Origin of the sequence: Marinobacter piscis (genome assembly GCF_007671655.1) — a bacterium.
Classification (GTDB): Bacteria; Pseudomonadota; Gammaproteobacteria; order Pseudomonadales; family Oleiphilaceae; genus Marinobacter; species Marinobacter piscensis.
In genome coordinates, this window is record NZ_VCGX01000002.1 from 838528 (window position 1) to 862208 (window position 23681).

Annotated in this window: 10 protein-coding genes; 2 read left to right on the top strand and 8 right to left on the bottom strand. The window is 52.2% G+C overall.

Annotated features, from left to right (window positions below):
• Positions 1-62: 62 nt before the first annotated feature.
• The 7 genes from FFI95_RS09565 to FFI95_RS09595 all read right to left on the bottom strand — a co-directional run bounded on the left by FFI95_RS09565 (position 63) and on the right by FFI95_RS09595 (position 6969).
• Positions 63-2030, bottom strand: coding sequence for a heavy metal translocating P-type ATPase (locus FFI95_RS09565; RefSeq protein ID WP_186311989.1), 1968 nt, complete (start codon positions 2028-2030; stop codon positions 63-65).
• Positions 2031-2094: 64 nt separating this feature from the next.
• Positions 2095-2310: a heavy-metal-associated domain-containing protein gene (locus FFI95_RS09570; RefSeq protein ID WP_144822175.1), complete on the bottom strand. Its 216-nt coding sequence runs from the start codon at positions 2308-2310 to the stop codon at positions 2095-2097.
• Positions 2311-2531: 221 nt separating this feature from the next.
• Positions 2532-2996, bottom strand: coding sequence for a c-type cytochrome (locus FFI95_RS09575; protein WP_186311990.1), 465 nt, complete (start codon positions 2994-2996; stop codon positions 2532-2534).
• A 7-nt stretch (positions 2997-3003) separates the two neighbouring features.
• Positions 3004-4605: a flavin monoamine oxidase family protein gene (locus FFI95_RS09580; protein WP_144822177.1), complete on the bottom strand. Its 1602-nt coding sequence runs from the start codon at positions 4603-4605 to the stop codon at positions 3004-3006.
• Between the two features lie 10 nt (positions 4606-4615).
• Positions 4616-6091 (bottom strand): cytochrome c, encoded by a 1476-nt coding sequence (locus FFI95_RS09585; RefSeq protein ID WP_144822178.1) that lies wholly within the window; start codon positions 6089-6091, stop codon positions 4616-4618.
• A 102-nt stretch (positions 6092-6193) separates the two neighbouring features.
• Complete coding sequence (locus FFI95_RS09590; protein WP_342778855.1) at positions 6194-6376, bottom strand: Crp/Fnr family transcriptional regulator; 183 nt, start codon at positions 6374-6376, stop codon at positions 6194-6196.
• Positions 6373-6969 carry a Crp/Fnr family transcriptional regulator gene (locus FFI95_RS09595; protein ID WP_144822180.1) on the bottom strand — a complete coding sequence of 199 codons (597 nt, stop codon included), beginning with the start codon at positions 6967-6969 and terminating at the stop codon, positions 6373-6375. The genes FFI95_RS09590 and FFI95_RS09595 overlap by 4 nt, the downstream gene beginning before the upstream one ends.
• Positions 6970-7074: 105 nt before the next feature.
• Here FFI95_RS09595 and cfa point away from each other — a divergent pair, with 105 nt between their 5' ends.
• Positions 7075-8232, top strand: a complete 1158-nt coding sequence (gene cfa / locus FFI95_RS09600) for a cyclopropane fatty acyl phospholipid synthase (protein WP_144822181.1) — start codon at positions 7075-7077, stop codon at positions 8230-8232.
• Positions 8233-8289: 57 nt separating this feature from the next.
• The gene (locus FFI95_RS09605) at positions 8290-9225 is read left to right on the top strand and encodes a 5'-nucleotidase (RefSeq protein WP_144822182.1); all 936 of its coding nucleotides are present in this window, start codon (positions 8290-8292) and stop codon (positions 9223-9225) included.
• Positions 9226-9359: 134 nt separating this feature from the next.
• Here the strand turns inward: FFI95_RS09605 and FFI95_RS09610 are convergent, their stop codons facing one another.
• Complete coding sequence (locus tag FFI95_RS09610; RefSeq protein WP_144822183.1) at positions 9360-23648, bottom strand: immunoglobulin-like domain-containing protein; 14289 nt, start codon at positions 23646-23648, stop codon at positions 9360-9362.
• Between the last annotated feature and the right edge of the window lie 33 nt (positions 23649-23681).

A 23681-nucleotide genomic window follows, 5' to 3' on the forward strand; every position in this document is an offset into this window, starting at 1 on the left:
TTTCTGGCTGATAAAGGCAAAAAACCGGGGAAGGTCAGACCTTCCCCGGCCAGGCTTGTGGATTACGCTGTCCGGGTACGCTGTTGCGTAGCGAGGGCGGAATCCTGCTTCCTGGCGGGACGGGCACGCATCAGGCGCATGCCGTTGACCACCACCACCAATACTGAAATCTGGTGGATAAACATTCCGCCTGCCATGTGTACCTCGTTGGCGAAAACACCCGCCAACAATCCGAACACGGTCAGCAAGGCAATAACAACGTTCTGGCGGATGTTGTTCAGGGTAGCCCTTGCCAGCCCTACCGCCTCTGAGATCTTGCCCAGATCGTCAGCCATCAACGCAATATCAGCACTCTCGATGGCCACATCGGTTCCGGCAACGCCCATGGCGATACCAATATCGGCTGTAGCCAGCGCAGGCGCGTCGTTGATTCCGTCACCAACCATGGCTGTGGGGCCAGTCTCGCGCTGAATTCTTTCAATGGCTTCCAACTTCTGCTCAGGCAACAGTCCGGCGTGAACTTCATCAATGCCGATTTCACGGGCAATCCGCTGTGCACTGGCATGGTGGTCACCGGTCAGCATCACCAGGCGCTTCACTCCACTGTCACGCAGGCTCTGCAATGCTGCCGCCGCTTCAGGGCGCAGGCGGTCAGCGAACCCGAGAAGCCCTACTAAAGCTCCGTTAACGGAAACAGCTGCAACGGTTTCACCACGTTCGCGGATCTCATCCAGTGCGACTTTCGCTGTCTCAGGCCATTCGTTGACCCGTTCTTCCAGCCAGACCGGACTACCGATTTCAACACGCTGATCCTGCCACTGAGCACTTATACCGCCACCCGGTGCAGTTTCAAACTGATCGACCCGGGGGCCGACATACGCTTCTGGCAACGCACGCTCAACTGCCCTGCCCAATGGATGCTCGGAACCACTTTCTGCCAGCGCAGCCCACTGCAACAACCGTTCACGGGGTGATGCCTCATCCGTATTGGTCGGCAGTGCCGGAACACCCGGTAACGGCGTAACCGTTAATACTTCAGGGCGGCCTTCGGTGAGCGTACCTGTTTTATCGAAAGCCACTGCACGGATACGACCGGCAGTTTCCAGATATTCACCACCTTTGATCAGAATGCCTCCGCGTGCTGCCCGGCCAATACCTGCAATTACAGAGATTGGTGTCGAAATAACCAGAGCGCCCGGACAGGCAATTACAAGCAGAGTCAGTGCCAGGGCGATGTTCTGAGTGAATGTGTAGGTAACAATGGCCATCACAATGATTGCCGGTGTATACCAGCTGGCAAAGCGTTCAATCATGCGCTGGGTAGGCGCCTTCGCCTCCTGTGCCTGCTCAACACGCTGAATGATCCGTGCTAAAGTAGTATCTGCGCCCACACTTTGCGCCCGGACTTCAAGGTAGCCATCATGGCTGACCGTTCCGGCAAATACCGTATCGCCCTTCTGCTTCTCGGCAGGAATCGGCTCACCGGTAATGGCACTTTCATCAATAGCAGCCTGACCATTGAGAATCTCACCGTCGACACCCAGCCGGCCACCGGGGCGAACCACAACCGTGTCGCCTGCAATCACTTCATGGGGCGCCAGGGTTATTTCCTCACCGTCACGACGAACCGTTACCTCTGTCGGTGCCAGTGCCAGCAAGTCGCTGAGTGCCGAGCGGGTCCGCGACAATGTTCGCGCTTCCAGGTAACCACCCAGCACAAACAGGAAGGTGACCGCCGCCGACTCCCAATACTCTCCGATAAACAATGCGCCAACGGCCGCAATGGTCACCAGCAGTTCAATACTGATGGAGCGCGCCCGCAACGCGGCGAAGGCTCTCTGTGCTATTTCTGTGCCTGCCACAAGCGCAGCAAACAACCAAAGCGCACTGGTGAGTCCTGCAGGACCACCGGAAAAGTTACTGATAACACCGGCCAGGCCTGCAACGCCTGACACCAGTACAACCATACCGCGCCGGTTTGCGGGAGAGTTCCACAGGCGGCGCCATTTGGATATTATTTTGCTTAACATGTTTTTTACCTCTTCACTTCTTCAGTGAGCCGGGGCAGCGGAAAGCCGCCCCGGCCAGTAAACCTTAGAATGCGCTGACGCGGGCCTCGTAACCGACATCTCGTACAGCTGAAACCAGCTGGTCGGTTTTTACCTGCTCGGCGTCGTATTCCACCTCGATACGTCCGGTTGCAAAATGCACCTTTGAATGGGTTACGCCTTTAATCTGCCCAAGGGCATTCTCGATCTTGGGAACGCAGGAAGGGCAGTTCAGTTCATCACTACGTAATAGGGTTTTCATCGTCATTCTCCTGTCTCTTGACGTTTGATGTATACAGGATGAATGAATCAGGCAGGCTTTAACATGAGCTGGAACATGTTACTCCAACTATTTGTTAAATAAGCTGAAATTCAGTAGCCACCCCCCCGAAAAGGGCGTATAAACAGAGGAGTAATTAAAGGAGGGACGCCCGGCCGCTCACTCAGGCAGCCGGACTTCAGGCAGTTCACATACCGTCTGCGTCAGTGACGAACCCGGGCAACGTCTTCGGCGGTTGCGTCAGCTTCGAGCTGGTTACCGAAACTCGTGCGCAGGTAGTTGACCACGTCTGCAATCTGTTGATCGCTGAGCTTGTCACTGAACCCGGGCATGCCACGAAAGCCATTGAGAATGACATCGATCGCATAAAAGGGAGTACGCAATCGCTCGTCGCCAACGAAGGAAGGATAATGCCCGGCCCCTTGCGCACCCTGCCCGTCACTCAGATGGCAGGCCTGACACAGGGTCTGGTACAACTCTTCACCGCTTGTGGTTGAAAAATGGTTGTGATCCGCAAACAGCTTTTCCCATTCCGGCTTCACAGTAAAGTCTTCCGAAGAATAAGACTCTGCTGTGTTCGGACCGGAGGACATGTTTTCTGCGGCACCTGCCGTCACAGGTAACGCACTGGCGCCGAGAAAAAGCAGCGTAAATGTGATGTGTTTCATAGTCACCTCAGGCCCTCGCAGTCGCGGTCGCTTTTTCATGGAGCCGTTTGCTGGCATCCATTCCGGAGAGAATAGCGCCCTCCAGCCACGCAGGAATATAAGAGCAATGCTCGCCGGCGAGCACCAGGCGGTTATCAATCTCACATAACGTGTCGTAATGCGCCTCCCGGAGCTCTTCGGTCCACAGGCCATAGCAGCCCAGAGACCAGGGGGAAAGGTGCCACGACCAGGAAACACCGGAAATAAACTCTTCCTCATACTGTGGGTGTATCTGTTTACCGTAGGACACCGCCAGCGCCACCCGCTCCCTTGCCGTCATGGACGACATGGTAAAGCTGGTTGCATCATCAATTGTGTAGGCACCCAGCAACACCGCCGGGCCATCACTGAAGTAATCGTACATGGGATAGGAAATGGCCTTGATTGGCAGGTCGGTATAGGACACACCACCAAAAATGCTCTCATCCTGCTCCCAGAAGCGCCGCTTGAACTCAAGCCCGGTTTTCACAGAGCTGGCGTAAGGCACAGCGGCGATTGCCTCGCGCATGGCGGGCGATACCTCAACCGGAATCTGGCTAAGAACAGACAATGGAATTGTGCAGACACACCAGTCAGCCTTGCGGGTCATGACATCATCCGGGCGCTCCGGATCGATATAATGCACGGTTACTTCATTATCAGACTGCTCTATGCGCACGACTTTCCGGCCATATTCAATCAGGTCACCCACCTCACCGGCAAAGCCCCGGGCGATCTCCTCCATGCCCCCTGCGGGCTCAAACATGGTGTGCTGGTAGGAGGTATTGAAATAGTCCAGCAGCATGCCCCACAAACCCGAGTGCAGCAGTTCCTTGAAGTCCAGGGGTTCACTGGGAGAAGGCTTGGGCATCAGCCCGGCGGCTGGCCAGTCGTCATAGCCGCGGTATTCACTGGCTTTCAGGCTTTTCTGATATTTATAGTCGTCAGTGAGGTGGCCCCAGTCATCCAGCTGTGCCAGCAAAGCCTCGGTGTCTTCTTTCGTTAACACATCATCAAGGGCCTGCTGATTGGTGGCTTTTGCCAACAACTCCGACGTATAACCGTGCACATCTGTCAGCACTTCACGCACACGCTTGGGCTTCCCGCCAAACGCTTTGGATGAATGTACGTAAGCGTTGTAATTCAGCTGGATAAAAGGTTCGAGTTTTACCCCGAACTTTTTGCAATAGTGCAGCACACCATAATGATGATAGGGAATCCGCCAGGGGCCGGGGTTGATATAGTTGCCCGGCGCAAACTCACAGTGCTGGGTTTCACCCGAGAGATCGGTGACTGTATCCCCGCTGTGAATGGTGTAACACCGACCACCGGGGCGCTGGTTATATTCAAGAATGGTGACATCGTAGCCTGCCTTGCGCATTTCATAGGCCGCTGTCATTCCTGCAAGGCCGGCGCCCAGGATCAACACACTGTCGCCATCCGGCGCGTCAGACAGCTCCAGTTCGCTGGTAAACGTTGAGGCTTTAGCAAAGCCCATAGACATCATCGCGGAATACATTGCGCTGGCGCCTGCAGTTTTGCCAATCATCGTCAGCAGATCACGCCGTGTTAAAAAAGGGCTTGTAGTCATGTGACGGACCTTATTGATCAGAGTGAACATTTTGGTGGCGAACGGCATTGGCTCGACGGTTACGCCGACGCAGCCAGAGCCAAACCCCACCCGCAATCAGTACCACAAGAATCAGGATGCCAATCCACGCCAGCGTGGGCGCATACCGAATCAAACCCGAGACAGGCTGCTGGCCCGATGCTATATAAGCGACATCGTCCGCATTGATGTTACTGGTTGAGTGACCACCAAACTCTGTACGCACATAGTTGGCAATGTCTGCTATCTGCTGGTCCTCAAGCTTGCCCTCGAACCCGGGCATGAGTGGCCTTGGCGTTGAGCCACTGAACGCTACCCCCCTGAGGACAACAGCCACCAGGTTTCTTGGGTTGGCACTGCGCACGGAGGTATTTCCCTGCAGACTTGCGTATTGAGAAAACGGCTGCCCCAGACCATCGTCACGGTGACAGGCTGCACAATGCTGAGCGTATAAGCCCTCAGGAGAATCGGGATTTTTGATGTCATCCGGTTTCAGCCCATGCTGTGCAAGCTCATCCGGCGCGTAATCCGTGGCTTTGATAACCACCGGCTCCATGTCCAGGATGGGTTTGCTCAGCTCAGGATCAAACACAGCGTGCTGCTGAGTGTCATCCGCTATGGCTGGTACGGTTTTAAGGTACGCCGCCATTGCCAGACGATCTTCTTCTGTCAGATATTGAAGGCCGTAATGCACAGCTTCGCCCATCGGGCCAGTGGCCTGAGCGAGGTAGCTCACCTGCCCCTGCCGGAAATAATCTGCCAGCTCCTGATTGCTCCAGGCACCAATGCCCGCCTTTTCGTCACTGGTAATATTGGGTGCAAACCAGCTGCCCAGCTGAGCACCACCGAGATACTGGTCGAACTCACTGGCCATCATGTCGTCGCGGGGTGTATGGCAGGTACTGCAGTGAGCCATGTGGTCGACAAGGTACTGGCCACGGGCTTCCTGCTCATCAAACCCTTCCGGCGCCTCATACTCGCCCAGATTCATGGCGTTCCAGACAATCATTGAAAAGCGGATATTAAACGGAAAACCCAGGTCTGTGCTCGCTTCAGGGGCATAGTCCACCGCGGGGATACTCTGCAGATATGCATACAGTGCTTCGATATCCTCATCCGTCATACCGCGATACGCGGGGTACGGCATCGCGGGATACAGGTACTTCCCTCCGGGAGCTTTACCATCCCGCAACACCCGTTTGAGATCCTCAAGGGAATAATCACCTATCCCGTATTCCTTCGATGAAGAAATGTTGGGGGCAACGATGCTGCCTAAAGGTGTGATGTTGGCATTGCCACCGGCATACGGGGTGCCATCGGGGCCGACATGACAGGCAAGGCAGTCGGTCGCCCTGGCAATGTACTCACCCCGCTCGATCAGCGATTCATTGGTTTCAGCTGTAGCGGCGGTGCCTGATAAACCTCCGATCAGCACACACGCTGCCACCCGAAATAGTCGAAGCCGCATAATACTGTCCTGTTATTTTGAGTGCGAGTCTTACTATTACAGGGTAGCCCCAAGCCGGAAAAAGTCCAGCCTGAATAATGACCTGGACAAATTCCGGGAAATTTAATCGCTGTCTGAGCCCTCAGCCAGTTGCTCCAGACCGGCACGATCGGAGACACGTATCCATTGCCTCCCGGTTTCAACAAAGCCCCGGCGACGAAGGCTGGAGATGGTGCGGCTCACGGTTTCTGCGGTAGATGCGACCATTGCCGCCAGGTCCTGCTGGGAGAGTGGCGACTGGATCAGAGTGGCGACTGGATCAGAGTGCCGGCATTATCTGTCTCACCCAACCGGTCAGCCAGATCGAGCAGCACCCTGGCGATTCTTGCCTCTACTGGCAGGGTGCTGAGCGACCGAATAATATCGTGCGCCGCCTCCAGATCCCTGGCCACCCCGTCAAGTGCGCTCACCGCCACTTCGGGGTAGGTGTGCAGCAAGTGCCGGAAATCGGCTGTGGTAATCATCAGCACACAGCAATCCGTCTGCGCGACCGCACTCTGTGGGTAACGACGCCGGCCGAGTACGGAGAGCCCGCCAAAAGGGTCGCCCTGCCCCAGCAAATCCAGCACCACCTCATGTCCGGAGGTGCTGTACCGAAGCAGTTTGACCCTGCCATGGGCAACCAGAAACAGTGCTTCAGCCAGTGCCCCCTCGTGATAAAGCGTTGCACCCGAGGGATAGTCTACACTGCGAAACAAACGGTTAACCGCCGCAATTGCTGGCTCTGGCAATCCACGAAAGTACGGGGCATTGCCAAGGATTCTGGCGCGCAAGTCAGCGGAGCAGCCGTGCGGGCTGACCCGGGTGTCCCGTAACGGTGTTGTTCGCTTACGCTCCATAAAGGTACTCCTCTGGCTTTTTGACCAAGGCTCCACAATCTGACTAAATGGTGACTATACTCAGATACACAGTGTAAGTCCGCCACAGGGAGGGGAATATCCAGTATGACAAAAAACAACAATGTTCAGGTTACGTCTGCTTCCGGCATCTCAGACTCGAAACTCCATCGCACCGTTGCCGGGTTGCTTGAACGCGCCGACATACAGATCGGAGGCTCGCGACCCTGGGATATTCAGCTGCATACGCCGGATGTTATTGACCGGGCCATCAGTAAAGGCAACCTGGGCTTTGGCGAAGCCTATATGGATGGGCACTGGGACGTGGAACAACTTGACCAGTTCTTCTATCGCCTGCTGAACAGCCAGCTAGACCAGCACTTCAAATCGCGCCGGCATCTGATTTACTTTCTTACTGCCTCCCTGCTCAACCTGCAACGTGGTAAACGCGCCTGGGAAGTCGGACAGTTTCATTACGATCTGGGCAACGACTTCTACCAGACAATGCTCGACCCACGCATGAACTACAGCTGCGGCTACTGGAAAAACGCCGAGAACCTGGCGGAGGCCCAGGAAGCCAAACTCGACCTGATCTGCCAAAAACTCGGACTGCAGCCAGGGATGCGGGTGCTGGATATTGGCTGTGGCTGGGGCAGTTTTATGGGTTACGCTGCCGAACATTATGGCGTGGAGTGCGTAGGATTCACCGTTTCCCAGGCCCAGGCCGACTGGATACGAAGCCACTACCCCGGCCTGCCCGTTGAGGTAAAACTGCAGGACTACCGGGAAGTAGAGGGCACTTTTGACCGCATCGCCAGCGTTGGCATGTTTGAACATGTCGGACGCAAAAACCATCGTGAATTCATGGGCGTGGCAAACCGGGTTCTTGCCGGTGACGGGCTTTTCCTTTTGCATACCATTGGCAACAAGAAAACCACCACCGTGTCCGACCCCTGGACAGAAAAATACATTTTCCCGAACGGAGACCTGCCGTCAGCAAGCCAGATTGCCCATGCCTCAGACGGCCTGTTCGTTGCGGAAGACGTAGAAAACTTCGGCGCCGATTACGACAAAACACTGATGGCCTGGCACGCCAACTTTGAGGCCGCCTGGCCAGACTTCCGTGACAAACTGGGCGACCGTTTCTACCGTATGTGGCGGTATTACCTGCTCTCCTGCGCCGGCGCTTTCCGTGCCCGGGAACTGCAGCTATATCAGTGGGTGTTTTCCAAAGAGGGGGTACCTGGGGGTTATGTTCGGCCATAGTTGTATTTGATACATTGCTGAACCTATCGTTTTTACCGTAACAGGAACACTCGCCGGATGGCCTACCCTATTGAAGACAAGCTCGTGATCGCCGTGGCGTCCAGCGCTCTGTTTGATCTGTCCAGATCAGACCGGGTGTTCCGCAAAGAAGGTGAAAAAGCGTATCGGCATTATCAGGAAGCGCATCTCAACAAGCCGTTGCGCAAGGGCGTGGCTTTTCCGTTCGTAAAACGGTTTCTGAGTGTCAACCAGAAGTTTCCCGAGCAATGCCCGGTGGAGGTGGTTCTGCTGTCGCGTAACTCGGTGATCACCGGCAAACGGATCTTTCACTCCATACACCATCACGGCCTGGATATTACCCGTGCGGCGTTTCTGGAAGGCCGGTCACCTTATGCCTACATTCCTGCCTTCAACGCTTCGCTGTTTCTGTCAGCAAACCCGGGGGATGTTTCCCAGGCAATTGATTATGGCTATGCCGCCGGCAGAGTTCTACCAAGCAAGGTTGTGGATGATGAAGGTGACACGGAACTGCGCATTGCCTTCGACTTTGATGGCGTGATTGCCGACGACGACTCGGAGCAGGTATATAAAGCCGGCTCTCTGGAAGATTTCCAGGCGTACGAAACATCCCACTCCCAGATCCCCCACAGCCCGGGGCCGCTGGCGGATTTATTCCGCAAGCTTTCACACCTGCAAACACTGGAAGACCAGGCCGTCACCGACGACCCTGAGTATCAGCGGGTCTTGCGAACCGCCATTGTGACGGCCCGCAATGCACCTTCCCACGAGCGGGTGATTACCACCCTGGAACACTGGGGCGTGGATGCCAATGAGGTTTTCTTCCTGGGCGGAATGAAGAAAGACCGCATTCTAAACGTGCTCAAACCCCACATGTTCTTTGATGACCAGCGCTCGCATCTGGAATCCGAGGCCGGGGATATTCCCATGGTGCATGTTCCGTTCGGGGTGGCGAATCTGGCAGAGAAACGGTGAGGGGTTCTGGCCTGAAACGCGCACGCCCAATTTAACCCACGCCCCAAAGACAGCCAGAATTTGGGGCGCAGGAAACTGGAGATTTTTCCTGGTTTGCGACAAACAATACGGGCCTTCCCTGACCGGTTTTTTACTTAATCAACAATTGGGACGTCATAACTGATTGACATCTCCTTTGCAATATTTATCGTCGCGTCACTGGTCATGTTGGTATAAGCCACATAGCTATCATTAGCAGCCTCTTTATCTTCTCCCCACTCCTGGCTTAAGAATACCGAATCTTCGCCATCACCATCGATGGTCAGCTCATTTTCGCTATCGGTCATATTCAATACATCTTGGATGCTTAAGCCTGTTGTTTCAGTACCGATGGTGTTTTCACCAGAACCTTGCATATCGATGATTTCGATATTCTCCAGCTCTTTAAAATCAGCAGTCTTCAAGTCATCACCAAAGCGCAACTGAACCGTGTCATTACCGCCAAAGCCGTTAATGGCACTGCCATCCCACAAGAAATGGTCGTCACCCGAGGTGGGCACAGTTTGTGAGACATTGATTTCTGCCGTTTTATCGGCAGACCAGTCAGAATATTTGGTGTTGCCACCTTCCTGGTATGGATTGCCGCCAGAGTCCACCTCGTAGGTTCTGCCTTTCACGGTAAGGTTGCCGTCTCCCTCAGCGTGTAAAAACTTAAGGTTTTGCAGGTCGCTTTGGCTTAGGCCATCGATAGTCCATGTAGACGTAGTGCTATCAAATGTAGCCCGCGACTCATCCAGCGGATCTTCAGAGTCACCAATGAAGAACAGCACTTTCTCACCATCTGGGAAGCCCGTCAGGCTTAGTTCAGTCACTTCAGTGTATTCGTCACCAGCAGCTCCAGTAGCAGCCGATGGGTCTTTCATGCTGGCGTTTAGGTTAAGAGATATTTTGTCGCCGGCATCCCCAAAACTCAGCGTTGGCGTAAAGTCCACACCATCTGGTGTCGGGTTGACGACCAAGTCAAAGTTGATATCCGAAGCGGATGACTCCAACCCGTCATGACCGCTCATCACGGTGAACTTAAGATCATCCAAAGTGCCCGCCCAGTTTTTAGGCGGCTTGATACTAATGTTAGCTGGCAAGTCGTTTCCGGTCAGTGGAATAGCCCAAGTACCGCTACCGGCGTTGTTGGCCATATCGCCGCCCACCCAAACCGTAAAGCCGTCAGGTAGATCGCTGATAAAGGCGGAATCGATTTGCTCGCCGTCATCAACCAGGCCATCGTTGGCAAAGCTCAGTTCAATATGGTCAGCATTCGCATCATTCAGTTCGCTGCCTTCGGCGGTAATACCCGCTTTATAGCCGCTGTTGCTCTCTTCTATTATTAGACTGCCACTACCTTCTGACTTAACGGAGTTACTCGCGTCATCTTCTGTAGCGGTCACAGAGGCGGTGATATCAAGACTACCTGTTTGGTGCGGATGATTAGTGACATCTGGTCTGAAAATCAGCTGTGGCGGCTTGCCATCCACCAACGTTATTTCATAGGTATTAAGGCCCGTTGAGGGCAGCGCATCGCCATTAGCATCTAACAACTCCCCCTTTAACCCAGTATCGCCCAAGGTGATGGTGATTTTATTACCTTGGATATTAGAGAACTCATCGTCAGCGGTATTTTTCAGCTCAATATTAATAGTGATATCTTTGCCTTCTTCCACCGGCTCCGCGGTAATGGTAACGGTGGTTTCATCGGTAACCGGTGTTAGCTCAACCTCAGGCTTTAGCTCACCTTTTTTGCTGACACCATTAGCATGTACCGACACGGTGACATCCAACGGTAAATTACCATTCCCTGGCAAGTTGTTGGTGTTCGCATGCTCTGGGGTGTGCACCTTGATGCTTTCTAATAGAGCATCTAGCTTAGCTTTAGCATCATCACCTTGTCCCACGCTTTCAGTTTTAGTCCACAGAACCACCGGGTCACCATTTTCGGTCACTTCGGTACGGGTGAGTAGGTTGCCACTGGCATCTTTATACTCTGTGTCATCGCCTGGTGAGGTGCGCAAAGTGACAGTAATGTCGTACTCATCCAGATCACCACCTGTCAGTTTAGTCTCTATCTGATCCGATAAGGCAAACTCATTGTCTTCGGTTTGTTCTGTTGCTTTATCGGTTAGTGTGACGCTAGGCAATTCACCCTCACCTTCACCGCTTTGATTGACGACCAAATCCCAATCAACCTGTGCCTTTTGATGTTCCGTCGGTCCATTATCCTTGCTGTAGCTGGTGATAGTGATGGGACTCGTGGCGTTTTCGGCATGGCCGGTTACATTGAATACTATGTCTTTGGTGAGCGTGTCACTATTAAAGCTGTCAGTGGTTTCAATTAACCACTGACCTTCACCGGTATTTACAGCTCCCTCAACGGTGACGCCCTGAGGTACGCCTTCTATCTGGATATGGGTTAACTGCTCACTGCCATCTGTGTCTGTTTCATAATTCGCATTCGCGTCTGTTTGCTGGCTAACATCTACCTTAACGGTGACTTTCCCTGAACCTTTGATGGAGGCAGTGTTCGTAACGTCATCATAAGTAAAGTTTTCGCCGGTATTGTTATCCGTGATGTCATCAATTGCAGCACCAATCTCATCGGTTACTGCTTCAAATCTGAGGGTGTGATCAACAGTACCGGTTTTAGTGCCTTCTGCAATATCAGCGCTAGGGTCACCAACTGGGTCGGTTACTGTGTAGCCAATATTCAGCTTGATGTCGCCACTGTGGTTGGCGGGGCCTTTGACATAAACCTCGGGCTCTTTGCTGCCTCCAGCTGTATTGAAAACGTAGTAGTCAACACCCTCAATAGTTTCTGTAGTTGGTGTTCCAGTACCATCACTATTAGCAGAAAGTGTTAGGTTCTTATCTGTAACATCACTGACCTTAATCCTTACTTGGCTAATAAACTCGTCAGTATCGCCTTTTAGATCTGCGTGCAAATCCAGCTTTCCAACCGTGTCTTCTGTCAGATCCGAGCTGATGCTCAGCGAGGCTTCTGCGACCGGCTTCACCTTGAAACTGACGTTTTTCTTGTCAAAGAAGGTATGAGATGGGTTGTCGTTTTCAGTCACTACTGGCTGAACAGTAAACTTGGCCGTACCACTGTAGTGCTCTGGAACGCCTATTTTTACGTTTTTCAGATCTTCCTTGGAAATCACCCAGAGACGATCCGTGCCACTGCCAGCGCCTAATTGTGGGCCAGCTCCCGTAAGGGTGAAGCCTTCAGGCAGGTCACTGATGCGCAGGGTGACGGTTTCAGAGCCATCGTCAGTCATCCCACCGCTACCGTCATCCGTGTTTTCAATCTCACCCGATTCTATGTCGGTAACCAAGTCTTTGAGGTCAACCTCTAAACTCGGAGCCAGATCAACATTTTGTCCAAGGGGGTCCTCAACACCGTCTTCCCAATACTCCTTGGCATTGTCAATGGTTACATTCGGCTCATCAGGTACACCTTGTACGTCGACTTTAATAGGCAGTGGCTTGGGAGTGTTAGAGCCTACAGTCTCATCTTGAGCCGGAGTCTTTACCGTATCAGAGTCGCCGTCATAAACGGTTGTTGTTTTGGTGTTGCCCTTATGTTGAATAACGACCTTATCTCCTTGGTCGTTAATATAGGTCAGCGTATCCACCGACTCGGCTTTAACCGTCAGTTCGATGTCTTCATTGCTGTCTTTTGGTGGTGTTAGCTCGGGCTGCTCAGTCTTGTCGAAGCCTTCAATTTCTAAGGTATAAGTGCCATCACCATTATCAGTTAATTCGGTTGGCAGAGTGCTTGCCAACGTATCGTATTCAACACTGTTATAAGTGATTTTCGCACCTTTGGGTATCTTGCTGATGGTGACATCAAAGGTTTCCTCATCATCACTGCTGGTTGGCAAAATGTTAAGGGTAACAGGCTCGTCCTCCAGAGTTTTCACCGGTGTATCCACCTGCAGGGTAACCTCATCGGCACGAGGCTCGATGATCAGGTTAGTTAGCCAGGATTCGCCAGACGTCGCTTCAGCAGTGATGTCTGAATCATCTTCGTCATAGTCTACGGTATGGGCTTCAACTTTGATTTTAACCACACCCGCCCAGTCTGCCGGCCCCTTGAACTGAACGCTGTCCAGGTACTGCATGGGGATTTTTACGGGTTCGCCGGCGAAAGGAAGGGTAAAGGTTGTTGTGCCGTCACTGTAAGTAAAGACACTGCCTTCCAGTGCTCTGCCCAGGTTGTTTGTCGGGTTGTCCCCGTCATGACGGGCATCGTTATCGGCCGTGGAATAAGGCGTTAATAAGGCAAAAGTGTCTTCACTGCGGCCGTTGCTGGTGTCTTCAGACCAGTTACCCGAGCCATCGTTCACCCATTTGCCGTCTTCGTTAGACCAGCCATTGCTGAGCTGGAAATCGGTAATGCCTGCACCGCTTTCTGTACCCAGAACAAACCAGTCATCTTCCTCACCCGGGGTTTGGTAAATATGATTGCTGCCCATGGTGACGTCATTGCCATCAGCACCGTCCGAGTTTGTATCCACGTCTTCGGCAACAGGCTTAACCACAACAGTTAGCGTTCCTGTCTGGCTTGCTGGGGCACTTGATGAACCAGCGGAACTAATACTGTGATCAACACTGGTGACCTCAACCTCTAGGTCAATGTCTTTACTGCTGTGCGCAGGGGGTGTGACGGTAAATTCTTTGAGGATGTCCTCACGCTCTGAAGTGGTGAGGGTAGAGTCCGTGAAGGTGATTGTGTACTCATCACCATTCCAGCTACCTGTCCATCCAGCACTTGTTGATGGTGCCATGGTCCATGTCTGGCCGCCGGTGTTCGACCATGTGTTTTGCCCGGCATCATGTGACCAGCCTGTTGGCACAGTGAAAGACACTTCCGTAATCACTTCACCCAGAGTGCCTGATGCTGTGCTTTCATCAGTGACCTTTATCTTTTCAAGGAACGCAATCGGCTCATCTTCAAGGCCTTCTGTGCCTTCTATCGCTACGTCGCCTGCAACTGGATTTACTTGCAGATCAAGTGTGATGCTGTCTTCTTCAATTAGACCGTCAGCATTTCCGTCATCAGAGTCTTTATCCTGCGCTTTTAGAGTTACGATAATATCTTTGAGATCGCCACTGAAGTCTTTCGGTGGGGCGATATTGATATCAGGTAACCCATCAGCTGAAGTGCTTAAGTTCGGCGCTTCAATACGAAAAGCCTCACCTGGCGTTACCTCAACACCATTTACTTTAGTACCTTCTGGCAAGCCGGTAATTTCAAACCAGCGCGTTTCACTGCCATCAATATCCCCGCCCGCTACACCGTCGCCGTCATTGTTAACTCGATCATCATGGTCATTCACATAATCATCTGGATAGTTAACCGTCAGCTTGTCATTAAGGTTGAATGCGGTGTCTTCATCCATTTCATAGCTATGGCTATCTTGGTCCGTTTCAATTTTCAGTTCGATTGGGTCGGTAACAGCTTGCACCTTAACGTCGATGGTTTGCGTGCTTGTTGCGCCATTAACGCCGGCTAGCTTTTCACCGTGCTCATCCACTTCATAACTATCAACCGACACTTCAGTTTTGAAGTTTTCATGGCGCTCAGCGGGTGGTCGCACCTGTAACCCTTTGTACTGCGTTTCAGTCAAGTAGTGGACACCGCTCGAAGTGCCTTCTGCAGGCAGGCCAATATCCAGATGCAAGTCCAGTGGGTTTTTATCGGTTTCATTATCGACAATAACAAACTGGAATTCGCCGCTGGCGTCAGGTGATAAAACTGTGCCATCCGCCAGTTGTAGCTCAGGCGTGTAATCTGCGGCCAGATCTTTGAAGCCAAGAGTAATAGCGCCTAATAGCTCGGCAGGGTCTGATGTTGCAGCACTGCCACCATCTTTCACCTTTGGCACATGCAGCTGCAAGCCTACCGATACATCCTCATCTGTTTGCACGCTATAGTCGTAGGTGCCAGTGTTTAGCGAACCATCGGGATCTATCGTGGAATCGCCTGGATAGTTTCCATTTTCATCAGCAAATAACGGCTTATCTGCCACCGGTTTAACGGTAATATTCACTGTACGGTCGTAGGTTCCACCGTCTGTAGTGACGGTATAGGTATAGCTGTCTTCTCCACGGTAATCTTCGTTCGGCTTGTAGGTAATGGTGCCATCATTGCTCACCAGGACTTGTCCATGTCCACCAGTAAGATCCCAGACTGCATTGCCGTCAGGATCATCTGCCAGTTGATTTGCAGCCTGTATTTTAACTGTACTGGTATTAATATCCGCGTTACTAAAGCTGACGGCGCCGTCTTCATTGACCTTCAGGTCACGATCACCTGAAGCGGGCGTATCATCCTTCACTTCCACCTTAAACTTCAGGTCAATCGAGTCGCCGTCACCATCAGTCGCGGTGATTTCAAAAGGCAGAACGATATTGTCGGCTGTTTCGCCATCAGCGTTCAAGGTGTGGTCAAGCGGGCCTTTCAAAGTGAACTCGTAGCTTGGTGTACCATCGCCATCGACACTTAGGATGATGGTGAAGATGTCTTTGCCATCTGCTTTAGCAAAGATGTTGTTGCCATCTGTATTAATTTCATATGCTAGGGGCTTAGTGCCAGATTTCAGGCCCATTGCTTCCAATACATCCGTATTGGCAAATTTAAGCCCGGCTGTTCCAGCCACTCCATCGGCTCCGAAGCCGACCGGCAAATCTTTAGTAAAAGTCAGGCTATTGGGACTTGAGTCGCTCCCAGACGGTAAGTATTTTTCATCGACAATTTCATTGCCAATAACGAATCCATCTTGGTCTACTTTGCCGTTTTTCAGCGCTGGGCCGTCATCCTGGAACACAAAACGGTCGCCGATGTTGACCTCTGCACTTGCTTCATCACCATCGCCATCTTTAGCGGTCGCTTTTATGTTAATCGCACCATTGGTGATTTTAACGAAGTCATTGGGCGTGAGGGGGTCGTTATGTTCAAGCGCGCGACTTTGCTCAAGGGTTACCTTGCCTGTTGCTGGATCAAGGGTGATGGTGAAAGCTACGTCTGTAGAATCATCAACCACACCTTTAATTACATCGCCATCTAACACCAGATTAATGGTTTTCTCTGTTGCGGTATCTGTTAGGCCAGAATCAGTATCTTTTACGACAAGCTCATAGATAAGGCTATTGCTTGTTGCTGCACCATCGGCACCAAAGCTGGCGTCAAAAGCGCCGGAAAAATCAACCGTAACTGTTGCACCCAGGTCAGCTTCTGTCACTTCTGCCTCGTCGAGATCAACACCAGAAGAGACAATTTCGGGTACGTCGTCAACGACGGTAACAACCAAGTCATTACCGGATTCAGTAATCGTTAGATTACTATCGGCCGGGTCTGTAGCAACCACATCTAAGGCCAAATCAAGCCCTGCATTATCAATGCCTTGGGCTGTATGGGGCTGTGTACCATTTAAGGTATAGCTGTACTCTATTTCCCACTGTGCATCGTTGCCATTGCTTTGCGCGGTTGGAGTGAAGCTGGTGATGGTCAGGTCGCCGCCTTCCACAGAAATGGTATGCGGTGTGGCTCCTAACTGGCCAAGCGTTATAGTCTTACCATCGATAGTAATATTCTCGAGACCTGTTGGTGCACTAACCAACAAAGTGCCTGTGGCCGTTACTGAGCCGTCGCCCTCGCTACTATCATCCGTTAAGCCTTTTTCGTAAACAGTGATATTGCTGGCGCTGATGCTTGGTTTGTCAAAAATAGTAACAGTAGTGTTGTTCTTTACATGACCAATTTGCAGGTCTTCGAACTGCTGGTCTGTGTCGGTAACACCTTCGATAATCGCTGTTAGCTGCTCGCTCAGCTCCGGCAAGCTGTCAGCATTTGTTTCTACTGTAAATTGGGATTCTGACTGACCACCACTTAGAGTGATCGAACTTGGCAAGCTGTTCACATCACTTGCGTCGGCAGTGCCTTCCCACTTCAAAGCAACGTCAATAGAGTTGCCTGCTGGCACCTCAACAGGATCGCCATTCTCATCAACCAGCTTAACTGAATACTTAACACTGCCGCCTTCGAGGACTGCACCAACATCAGCTTCAATAATGGCGTAAACCGAGTCTATGGTGTCGTTAACCGATACTGTGGAAGTAGCCGTATCGATAACTTGTTCGAAGTTACCGCCAGTAACCCCGGTTATAGCCACATCATAGCTTCCAGCATCCAAATACACGTCTTCGCTCTGAATTTCGAACGGATTAGACGTACCGGTAGTGTCACCCACTGCAATAGTTATGGTCTGGCCATTATCCAGTGCAATCACTAAATCATTTTCAGTAACCGCATGGTCAACCGTTGCAGTGATAGTGTGGCTTTCACCTTCAAAACCGGTGATGTCACTTAACGTGATGGTGGTCGGTGTAGTGCTCTGATTAACCTTAGTAGTGACGGCTGTGGTATCTGCCGCCAGGTTCTCAAAGCTGCCTGGCTGTCCCGCATTGGCTTCTGTGATGCCGGTTATTTCATTAACTACCGGTTCTTCATTGTTGTACGCATCATCTGCTTGAACTGGCACATTGATAGCGCCGTGAGTGTTGCCAGCGCCAATAACAATGTCGCCCAGTGTTGTGTTAACCGTGATGGTGTTATTTGTGGTAACTGGGTTGCCAGCCGCATCTTCAAGCGTAACGGTATAGACCAAATCGGCTGCTTCGCCTTCGCTTACAGTATCCTCGCTAACAGTCAGCTTGGCAGTAACTGTGTCTGCGGTGTCTTCAACCGTGATGGTCGATTTGGCAGTGGTATCTAAATCTTCGTAATTCCCACCACTGCTGGCCGTAATGCCATACTCCAGGGTCTCGCCATCCCGGTATACGTCTTCATCGTTCGGATTGGCGAAGGTCACGCTGCCGTTTGTGGCTCCCGCGGCGATGGTGATTTGCTCACCATTGCTCAACGTCAGCACCAAGTCACTACCCTGCGGTGCGTTATCGACCGAGGCATTGATGGTGATATCAGCGCCTTCGCTCACGGTGCTGTTGTTCAAGGTAACGGTCGTGGTATCAACCGTATCGTTAACGGTAACCACCGCTTTGTCGGAGATATCCAGGTTTTCGTAATTGCCACCGGTGGTGCCAGTGATGCTGTATTCCAGCACCTCGCCATCCATATAGGGCGTATCAATATTCGGGTTGCTGAAAGTTACGCTACCTGTGGTGTCGCCTACTGGAATCGTAATGGTCTGGCCATTACTCAGTGTCAGAATCAGACCAGAATCCTGCGGCGCATGGTCAACCGAGGCAGTAATAGTGATGCCATCACCTTCGTTAACGGTGACGTCACTCAGGGTGACTGTTGTGGTGTCGATGGAATCGACGACCGTAACCGTGGAAGTGGCGGAGCTATCCAGATCCTCGTAATTACCGCCCGCCGTGTCCGTGATGCTGTACTCCAGGGTTTCTCCGTCCTGGTAGACGTCTTCACCGTTGGGGTTGGTGAAGGTCACACTGCCCGCAGTCTGACCCGCTGCAATGGTGATTGTTTCATCATTGCTCAGGGTGATTTTCAGATCAGTTTCAGGCGCATGATCCACCGTCGCCGTCAGGGTAATGTCTTCACCCTCAACCACCGTCGGGCTGTTCAGGCTGATGGTGGTGGTATCAACCGTGTCCTTAACCTCTGTGCTTACCACCGCATTATCAAAGATTAAATTTTCAAATATTGTGTCGCCGCCAAGCGCATCTTCTGTAATGCCAGTGATTTTATTGGTAACAGTCTCTGGATCTTTATAAACATCGTCGCCTTGCACTGGCACTTCAAGCGTGCCGGAGCTCTCGCCTTTCGCTATGACAATACTGCCAAGCTCGGTGGTAACGATGATCTCATTGGCTGCAATGGCCGGATCGCCATTAGGGTCTTTGAGGGTTACTGTATATTCAAGGTCATTTGAACCTTCAAAAACATCCGCTTCGCTAACCGTCAACTCTGCGGTAACAACAACGCCATCGGCCAGATTGCTATCCGACCCTGTACTACTATTGCCAGCCGTGTCTTCAACTTTAACGTTTAGTTCAACTTCCGTATCAGTCGGATCAACGGGCATATCAACCTTAATACCATTAACAATATCATCTGGGGTGAGTTCGTAATCGGTAATAGGTTCGCCATTGACGTCTAGGATTGGATTGCTGTCTTTATCGGTGACGGTAATTTTATCGCCGGGGGATGTGGTATTTGGATCGAAGGTGATAGCGCCCTCAACTTTACCATCTTTGATGTCATCGTCGTTGTATTTACCGTTGGTGCCTGAACCGGCTTCCAGCTCAACTTCAACGGTCGGCGTTACGTTATCAACATCTTTGCTGTCGGTTATCGGGCCGCTTTCGTTACCCGCAGGGTCAGTCAGTTCCACGTTGATTACAACATCCGGCTGGCCGGGCTCAACCGGCACCTCGACACTGATTTTGCCGCCATTATCGATATCATCCTTTGTAACCGGGCGATTAATCAGTTCATTGCCCTTGCCATCGGTGACGACAATGGTATCGCCAACTTCGGTTTCTGGCGTTAGTACTATCTCGCCTTCAACCCTGCCGTCAGTGATGTCACCTTCGTTGTAGCTACCACCTGGGCCAGTGCCATCTTCTAACTCGACAGTGGCGCCCGGGCCAACGTTATCGACAGCATTATCGTCTTTGCCATCGCTGGAGTTACCTGCCGGGTCGGTCACGGTGGCCTTCAGTTCAACGTCGGTTTGGCCATCGCTTACTGGTACATCCACGGCAATGCCGTTATCGATGTCATCTTGAGTAACCTCACGATTGATCAGCTCATCGCCGTTTCCATCAGTAACTACAACAGTATCGCCAGGCTTGGTATTGCTGGAATCCAGTGTGATGGTGCCTTCAACAAAACCACTCTCTGTATCATCTTCGTTGAAACTGCCATTCGGACCAGAGCCGTCTTCCAGTTCTACGCCAACGGTTGGCGTAATATTATCTACGCCTTTATTATCAGTATCGTCACTGGAGTTACCCGATGGATCGGTGATTGTGGCTTTGATATCTACTGAGGTATCGCCAGACGCGACGGAAACTTCCACACTAACGCCGTCATTAATATCATCCTGTGTCACAGGACGATCGATTAATACGGTTCCGGATGCGTCTTCAATAACAAGACGGTCACCCTCTTCAACGGTATCCGCATCCAGCGTTACTTTACCGGTGACTTTGCCATCGATGATTTCATCAACGCTATAAACGTCATCACCACCCGCGCCTTCGAGTTCGGCGGTCAGCGTTGGTGTCACTGCATCGACGGGTTTGCTGTCAGTGGCACTGCTGCTGTTGCCCGCCGCATCGGTTACATCGGCGTTCAGTTCTAACTCGGTATCACTACCGGTGATTGGTACTTCAACGGTGAGGCCGTTATCGATATCGCTTTGGGTGAGTTCGTAATCAGTAACCGGGTTGCCATTGGTATCAACAGCCGGGTTGTCGTCTTTGTCGGTAGCAGTGACTTTATCGCCCGGCTGCGTGTTTGCCTGGTCGAATGTGATGGTGCCTTTCACTATACCTTGGCTGGCGTCACTGTCATTGTACGTGCCATTCGGGCCAGAGCCGGCTTCTAATTCTACATCAACCGTCGGCGTGACGTTATCAACCGGATTGCTGTCGCCAGTGCTACTGGTATTGCCCGCCGGGTCGGTGACATCCACGTTCAGTTCAACATTCGTTTGGCCATCAGCGACCGGCACATCCACAACAATGCCGTTATCAATATCGTCTTGCGTAACCGAGCGTTCGATAATCACATTACCGCCTTTATCGGTCACTTTTACTGTATCGCCAGGCTCGGTGGTATCTGGGTCAAACGTGACCGTGCCTTCAACTTTGCCATCACTGGTGTCATCGTCGTTGTATTCGCCATTCGGACCATTGCCGGGCTCAAGGGTGGCGGTGGCACCCGGGATGGTGTTGTCCACATCGTTGCGGTCGGAGCCGGTGCTGGTATTTCCCGCTGAGTCCGACGCTTCAACTTTCAACCCAACGTCGATATCGCCATCAGATACCGGTACATCCACGGTAACGCCGTTGTCGATATCATCTTGGGTAACTTCATAATCAGTAATCGGATCGCCATTGCTATCCAGAATTGGGTCGCCGTCTTTATCGGTTACCGTGATTTTATCGCCCACTTCGGTTTCTGGACCGAAGGTGATTTCACCCGTCACTTTGCCATCGTTGGTGTCGTCGTCGTTGTACTCACCATTGGGACCGGAGCCTGGCTCTAGCTCAACGTTGACGCCGGGAACCACGCCATCAACCGGATTATCGTCTGAACCGGTGCTGCTGTTGCCTGCGGGATCCGTGACTTTGGCGTTTAGTTCAACATTGGTTTGACCGTCTGTGACGGGCACATCCACGGAAATACCGTTGTCGATATCGTTCTGTGTAATAGGACGTTCAATAATCACCTTGCCGTCTTTATCGGTGATGCTCACCGTGTCGCCTGGCTCGGTGGTTTTGGGATCAAAGGTGACCTTGCCGGTTACTTTTCCGTCTTTGATGTCAGTGTCGTTAAAGTCGCCATTGGGACCGGAACCCGGCTCCAACTCAACAGATACGCTCGGGGTAACGTTATCGACGAGGTTGTTGTCTTTACCGTCGCTGGAGTTACCCGCCGGGTCAGTCACGGTGGCGTTCAGTTCAACGTTGGTTTGGCCGTCGCTTACCGGTAACTCTACGGTAATGCCGTTATCGATATCGGCTTGAGTAATCTCACGACTGATCACCTCATTGTCGTTCCCATCAGTAACTACAATAGTATCGCCAGGCCTGGTATTATTGGGATCTAGCTCAATCGTGCCTTCGACCTTGCCATCGTTGGTATCGCTGTCGTTGTATTCACCGTTCGGGCCACTGCCCGGTTCAAGTGTTACATCTAAGGTTGGCGTAACGTTATCTACGGCTTTATTATCGGCATCATCACTGGAGTTGCCCGCCGGGTCGGTAATGGTGGCACTGAACTCAACCGACGTATCGCCAGGCGCAACAGAAAGTTCGACGCGAACGCCATCATTAATGTCGTCTTGTGTTACCGGGCGGTCGATCAGGATCGTGCCGGATGCGTCTTCGATGACCAGGCGATCGCCAACCTCAACGGTACTTGAGTCCAGCGTTACGTTACCGGTGACTTTGCCATCGGTGATTTCATCAACGCTATAAACGCCATCAGTACCTGCGCCTTCCAGTTCGGCGGTCAGTTTTGGTGTCACTGCATCGACCGGCTTGCTGTCGGTGGCACTGCTGGTATTCCCCGTTGGATCCGTCAGTTCAACATTTACCTCAACGTCAGACTGGTCGTGCTCGACGGGCACATCGACAATAATGCCGTTATCGATATCATCCTGCGTAACCGGACGGTTAATCAGCTCATTACCCTTGCCATCGGTAACAACAATGGTGTCGCCAGGTTCGGTGTTCGTGCCTAAAGTAACCTCGCCGGGCACTTTGCCGTCTACAATTTCAGATTCATTGTAGATACCATCCGGGCCAGCACCTTTTAACTCGACGCTGGCATCCGGGGTTGCGTTATCAACCTCGTAAGGCCGCTGTGTTTCTGCAGACACAGGGGTGCCGTTTGGTTCAACACTTTCTACAGTTGCGTGAACGTTGCTATCTTGCGCCAGCTCACTACCGGGCACATCTACTTGCCAGGTTTTGCCGTCGGCATTGACAATGGTGCTATAAAGCTGGCCATTCACGGTTGCGGTGACCGTATCTCCAGCCGATACGCCACCGCCCACGGTCCCGGTCAGCGTAATGGTCTGCTGTGCTTCAGTGGCATCAACAATGTCATCACCGGCAATTACGTCAATGGATATGCTCAGTTCCGGAAGTTTGGAGCCGGTCTCAGGAAAGCTGTCGTTTGCCTCGTGTCGGCCAGCAGAAGACCAGGTTTCACGCGGCTCATCGCGCACAAACTCAGCCTGGGGCAGACTCAGTCCCATCGGGCGCAGCACTTCCTGAATGCGCGCAACCGTAACCGGCGTGATGCCATCAGCCTCGATAATTTCTCCGATACGCACCAGCTGAACAAAGCTATGGCCTTGCGCGGAAACTCCTTCATCAGCCACCCTGGGCGCTTCTGTCTCGGGTTCCGGTCTTTGCTCCAGTGGCGCCAGGCTGTCAGCCTCCTCGGCCAGGTCTTCCCTTGCCTGCGCTGTCACTTGCTGCTCGCCAAGGAAGGTCAGCTGCTGACTGTCGCCAAAATCCAGGTCTATACGGGCGCCTTCGGCCATTATCAGGGTTTCTTCAGCCCCCAGGCGGTCTCCCACCTCCAGTGCGCGACGTTCACCATCAGCGTTTTCAGCCCAGGCTTTCCCAACCAGTGATACAACAATTGCCAGCGTAGCCATAATAACCTCACATAGTAATTACGCACGCACATG

What these genes read in the sequence shown, in the direction of transcription:
- FFI95_RS09565 (WP_186311989.1), bottom strand. Translation starts at nt 2,030, where the DNA reads ATGTTAAGCAAAATAATATCCAAATGGCGCCGCCTGTGGAACTCTCCC.
- FFI95_RS09585 (WP_144822178.1), bottom strand. Translation starts at nt 6,091, where the DNA reads ATGCGGCTTCGACTATTTCGGGTGGCAGCGTGTGTGCTGATCGGAGGT.
- FFI95_RS09580 (WP_144822177.1), bottom strand. Translation starts at nt 4,605, where the DNA reads ATGACTACAAGCCCTTTTTTAACACGGCGTGATCTGCTGACGATGATT.
- FFI95_RS09605 (WP_144822182.1), top strand. Translation starts at nt 8,290, where the DNA reads ATGGCCTACCCTATTGAAGACAAGCTCGTGATCGCCGTGGCGTCCAGC.
- cfa (WP_144822181.1), top strand. Translation starts at nt 7,075, where the DNA reads ATGACAAAAAACAACAATGTTCAGGTTACGTCTGCTTCCGGCATCTCA.
- FFI95_RS09575 (WP_186311990.1), bottom strand. Translation starts at nt 2,996, where the DNA reads ATGAAACACATCACATTTACGCTGCTTTTTCTCGGCGCCAGTGCGTTA.
- FFI95_RS09595 (WP_144822180.1), bottom strand. Translation starts at nt 6,969, where the DNA reads ATGGAGCGTAAGCGAACAACACCGTTACGGGACACCCGGGTCAGCCCG.
- FFI95_RS09610 (WP_144822183.1), bottom strand. Translation starts at nt 23,648, where the DNA reads ATGGCTACGCTGGCAATTGTTGTATCACTGGTTGGGAAAGCCTGGGCT.
- FFI95_RS09570 (WP_144822175.1), bottom strand. Translation starts at nt 2,310, where the DNA reads ATGAAAACCCTATTACGTAGTGATGAACTGAACTGCCCTTCCTGCGTT.